This is a genomic window from Protofrankia symbiont of Coriaria myrtifolia, from assembly GCF_900634755.1.
Classification (GTDB): domain Bacteria; phylum Actinomycetota; class Actinomycetes; order Frankiales; family Frankiaceae; genus Protofrankia; species Protofrankia coriariae.
This window is the reverse complement of the sequence record NZ_CAAAFS010000349.1, coordinates 1-5351: the sequence shown is the minus strand read 5'-3', so window position 1 is coordinate 5351 and position 5351 is coordinate 1. Positions and strand designations below refer to the sequence as shown.

3 protein-coding genes are annotated in these 5351 nt (G+C 70.0%); all 3 read left to right on the top strand.

Annotated features, from left to right (window positions below):
- Positions 1–1485 (top strand): pyridoxal phosphate-dependent decarboxylase family protein (locus CM1CMNOD_RS20495; RefSeq protein WP_131774129.1); only part of this gene is annotated, 1485 nt, incomplete at its 5' end.
- 120 nt (positions 1486–1605) lie between these two features.
- Positions 1606–3093: an ethanolamine ammonia-lyase subunit EutB gene (gene eutB / locus CM1CMNOD_RS20490; protein WP_013875503.1), complete on the top strand. Its 1488-nt coding sequence runs from the start codon at positions 1606–1608 to the stop codon at positions 3091–3093.
- Between the two features lie 996 nt (positions 3094–4089).
- Positions 4090–5351: glycosyltransferase (locus CM1CMNOD_RS20485; protein WP_131774128.1), on the top strand; the 1262-nt coding region annotated here is incomplete at its 3' end.

The window sequence follows — 5351 nt, the reverse complement described above, 5'->3', positions numbered from 1 at the left end:
GGTCGGGCCGGCCACGATCATGCCTCGCCCGCCTCCGGGGCCCAGGAGCGTCCCGCCCCGACCCCCTGGACGCTTCCCGCCGAGGGGGTCGGAGCGCCCACCGCTCTGTCCGGGCTCACCCGCATGTTCGCGCGGGGGGCGGCCGATCCGGCCGATCCGGCCTGCGCGGCCCACCTGCACTGTCCGCCGCTTGCCGTTGCCGTCGCCGCCGACCTCGTGGTCTCGGTGCTGAACCCGTCCCTGGACTCGTGGGACCAGGCGCCCGCGGCCACCGTGTTGGAGACCGAGGTCGTCGCCGCGCTCGCCGGGCTGGTCGGGTTCGATCCCGCTGTTGCCACCGGCGCGATCACCACCGGTGGCACGGCGTCCAACCTCACCGCGCTGATGCTGGCCCGCGACACCCTTCGCACGCCGGGCACGGCTCCGTCGGGCCCGCTTCCATCGGGTACGGCTCCATCGGACGCGGGTGGGTCGGGCGCGTCCGCGGCGGCCACCGGCGTGCCGGGCCGTCCGGCCGTGCGGGTGTTCTGCTCGTCCGCCGCGCACTTCTCGATCGGACGGGCCGCGGCGGTGCTCGGTCTGGATCCGGACGCGGTGGTGCCGGTCGCGACCGACGGCGCGCACCGGCTCGACCCGTCCGCCCTGGACGCCGTGGTCTCGCGCGCCTGGCGCGACGCCGACCGCGCCGGGCGGCGGTTGGTCCCGGTGGTCGTCGCGACCGCCGGCACGACCGACGTGGGCGCGATCGACCCGCTGCGGGCGGTGGCCGAGGTGGCCCGCGCGTACGGCGCCTGGGTGCACGTGGACGCGGCCTACGGTGGTGGGGCGCTGCTGTCGGACCGGCTCGCCCCCCTGCTCGACGGGATCGCCGAGGCGGACTCGGTCGCCCTCGACCTGCACAAGCTGGGCTGGCAGCCGATAGCGGCCGGGGTCCTGCTCACCCGGGACGCGGGTGGCTGGGTGGCGCTGGAGGACGAGGTCGCCTACCTCAACGCGGCCGACGACACGCTGGCCGGCTATCTGAGCCTGCTCGGGCGCTCGCTGCGCACCAGTCGGCGCGCCGACGCCTTCAAGATCGCTGTGACGCTCCGGGCGCTGGGACGCCACGGGCTCGGCCGGCTGGTGGACGCCTGCCACGACCTGGCCCGCCACGCCGCCGCGCGGATCAGTGCCCATCCGCGTCTGGAGCTGGCCGCGCCGGTGACCCTGAGCACGGTCGTCTTCCGCTATCTGCCAGTAGCTGCCACCGCCGGTGGCGCTGCTGCCGGCCCCGCCGCCAGTAGCGTCGACGCCGACGGGATCAACGCCCGGTTGCGGCGACGGCTGCTGGACTCCGGCCGGGCCGTCGTGGGACGCACCGAGTTCGGAGCGGACCGTTCGGTCCACCTCAAGCTGACTCTGCTGAACCCGGCTGCCACGACGAGTGACGTCGATGCTCTGCTGAGTGCTGTGATCGAGGCCGGTGACGCCGAAGATCGGGGCTGATGTCACGGGCCGTCAGCGCTTCGGTGTACGGCAGTCGTCGTCGACCATCAGCGGTCGTGCGATGCTCCCGAAGCCGGGAGTGGTGGCCGCAACCCGGGGCCGGCATAGAGAGGGTGGACCGTGGGTTTCCATTCGGTCGTGCATGGTGAGCGGTACGTGTTCGCGGATCTGGTGGAACTGCTCGCCAGGGCGGGTGAGGAGAAGTCCGGCGACCGGATGGCGGGCCTCGCGGCGTACTCGGCGGCCGAACGGCTGGCGGCCAAGCAGGCGCTCGCCGACGTCCGGTTGTCGGAGATCGTCGCGACACCGCTGATCGACGATGCCGTCACCGACCTGATCGTCGGAGTCCATGACGCGGAGTGCTTCGGCCCCCTGTCGTCCCTGACCGTCGGTGAGTTCCGCGATCTGGTACTGCGGCCGGACTTTCCCGTGCGGTGGCATTCCGGGCTGGCCGGCGGAATAACGCCGGAGGTGGCCGCGGCGGTCGCCAGAATCATGAGTGACAGGGAACTGGTCATTGCCGCGAAACCGCTGCGGACGGTCACCCGTTGCCGAAGCACCATGGGTGAGACCGGTGTGTTCGGCGTGCATGTCCGCCTGAACCATCCGTTGGACGATCTTGAAGGTATCCTGCTGCCGGCGTTGGACGGCCTGATGTCCGGCCGCGGCGACGCCGTGCTCGAGGTGGACACGTCGATGGAGTCGGCCGCGCAGGTGGAGCGGGCCCTGCGTGGGCTCGGCTCGCTCGTCAGGCAGCTCGAGGTACCGACCCAGACCTGCGTTCTCGGGCGGCTCGTCACCCAACTCGCCGCCATGGAGGCGGGTGCGCCCCTCGACCTGCTGTTCAGCCGGCTCGGGGGGACGGAAAGCGCGAACCGGGCCTTCGGGGTGGACCTGGGTCTGCTGGACGCCGGCCGGCGGGCCGTTCTCGAGCATCACCGTGACCGGGCCGGTGACTTCGTCGGCGACCAGGTGACGTATTTCGCGGTCGGGCAGGGCAGCGCGTTCCCGCTGGAGGCACATCACGGTCTGGACCAGCTCACAATTTCCGCCCGGGCATACGGGGTTGCCCGCGCCTTCGATCCTTTTCTGGTGAATTCCGTGGTCGGATTCGGCGGGGTGGACCATCTGTCCGACTCTCGACAGGTCATCCGGGCCGGGCTGGAGGATCACTTTGTCGGCAAACTGCTGGGCCTGCCGATGGGCTGCGACGTCTTCTGTGCCGGGCGGGCCGACGACGGCCGGAACACCGGTGACGATCTGCTGATGCTGCTGGCCGCCGCCGGCTGCAACCACGCGGCGGGCGTACCCCCCGGCCATCCCGTGCCCAGGCAGGCGACCGGGCCCGGCCAGGTGGCCGGCCGGGGGGTGACGGGCATCGATGACGCGATCGGGGTGCGGGACCTCTTCGGGCTGCGCCCGGCCCCGGAGTTCGCCGCCTGGCTGGCCGACCGTGGCCTGTCCAGCGGGCATGGCCTGCCCGAGCCGGCCGGTTCGCCGCGGCGCGCCGGCCGGCTCGGCGCGCCGCCGGAGCGCTGGCTTGTCGATCCGGTCAAGCCGATGGCGGCGTTCCTCGAGGACGGTCTGGACTGGGCAAGGCTGTCGTAAATCCGTCATACCGTTGCGCATACCGTTGTGTATGGCGTCGTGCGTGGTGTCTTCTTCCCGCGGGTGTTCCAGGGCGGCCGAGTCCGATGGACGTCCGGAACAGGCACGGCGAACGTCTACGACGGGCCTGATGGCGCCTGTTGTGGCACGGTTCATAGCTTGTAATCGGTGCGTGATTATGAGAAACAAGGCCGATTACTGTCGGTAGTTTCCGCACGTCGACTAATAACCGAGAGTAGTTCCGGTGATTTTTGCAGCGCGTTCGCCGCTGCTGGGAGCCGTCCGATACGCACGTGTCACATCGGCGGCCACCCCAGGTTTCGATCGTCTCCTGGTACGTTCGCTGCACACCGATCACGATTTGCGTCACCGGAGTGGATCCGGAGGGTTGTATTCCTAGTTCGTTTCGCCGTCGTCGTGCCGTGACCGAACCGACGGGCTGAAGTTCCGCGGGCCTGGCCCACCGTGTTCCGAGCCGCGGTAGTCGGCATGCTTTCCACGTGGGCCGGGCCCGCGTGACCAGTTTTCTTCCGTACCGGTGCGCACGGCGGATTCTTCCGGCCGGCGGAAAGCTCGGGTCCGGGAGAAAAACAATAATCGCGTCATTCTCGGTTCTCCGCCGTTCCGGGTGCCCCGGATCTGCCGAGCCGCCTGGACCGCCCGGAGCCGCCGAGCCGCCCGGACCAGCCGGATCGGCCTTCCGGAGATCCGGGCGGGACCCCGAGCACGAAAAAGAGCACGATCGCACGTTCTTCGGCCGCCCGGACTTCCGGCGGCCACCGAGCGGGTGGAAAAAATAGGACCGCGCACTCCGCGGCCGACCGGACAGCAGCTGTCAGGAATTTGTCAGGAATTTGTCATGAATCTGTCAGGAATCTGTCGGAAAGAGCCGCGCCAACATTTCATATGCCGTACCGGGAACACCGGTCACGGCAACTCGTGTACGCGGTGGCCGGCCGCGGTGGCCGGCCACCGCGAACCAGGGGAGATCAGCGGATGAGTGTGCCTGACGAGCGTGTCTTCGATGCCTACCTGGCAGACCTGGTGCCACGGCCGCGAGCTTCCTCGGCGGTGCTTTCGACCACGTCCACCACATCCTTTCCCGGTTACCGGCCGGACGAGCAGATGGTCGTCTCGGTCGTGGTGCCGACCCGGAACGAGGCAGCGAACATCGAGCCGCTGCTGCGCCGCCTCGACGCCGCGCTGGCCGGCCTGCCCAGCGAGGTCATCTTCGTGGACGACTCGGACGACGACACGCCTGAGATCGCCATGGGGCTCCGTCGTTCCGTCCGGATGCGGATCCGGGTCCATCACCGGCCCGCGCCCTACCGGACGGGTGGCCTCGGGGGAGCCGTCACCGAAGGCATCCGGCTGTGCCGTGCCGACTATGCCGTCGTCCTCGACGGCGACCTCCAGCATCCGCCCGAGGTCGTTCCCGAACTGCTTGCCGCGGCCGTCAGCGGCGATGTCGACGTCGTCGTCGGCAGCCGGTACGTCACCGGGGGAAGCGCCTCGGGGCTCGCCAACGGAGCGCGCCGGCTGGTGTCCTCCAGCGCGAACCTGCTGTCCCAGCTCGTCTTCCCGCTGCGGCTGCGTGGCGTCTCGGACGTGATGAGCGGCTTCTTCCTCGTTCGGGTCGCCGCGCTGGATCTGGACCGGCTCCGCCCGGACGGCTACAAGATCCTGCTCGAGCTGCTGGTGCGGACCGGCCGGCTGCGTGTCGTCGAGGTCGGCTACGTCTTCGGTGAACGGCACGCCGGCGAGTCGAACGCGTCGGTGTCGGAGGGCGTCCGGTTCGCCCGGCGGCTGTTCTCGCTGCGGGTGCCGAGGGCGGCGAGATTCGCCCTGGTGGGCGTCTCCGGAACGTTGCCCAACATTGCCGGGACCGCTCTCCTGCACCATGCCGGAATGCATTACATGGCAGCCGCCGTGCTCGCCACACAGCTCGCCATCCTCTGGAACTTCATCGGCTGCGACCTGCTGGTCTGGGAGCGCGGAAACCAGTCCAGGGCCCGTCGGTACCTGCCTTTCGCGGTGCTGAACAACCTTGACCTCGTCATCCGGCTGCCGCTGCTCGGGCTGTTTGTCGACCGGTGGCACACAAGCGTTCCGGTGGCCACGTTCGTGACGCTGGCGGTCGCTGTTTCCGTTCGTTACGTTCTGGTCGACAGGATGATCTACAGCGAGCGGCAGCGGCCGGCCCGCAGGCATTCCCAGTACGGCCGCGGCGCGGTCGCCAGCGCGATGGGGGCCGGGGC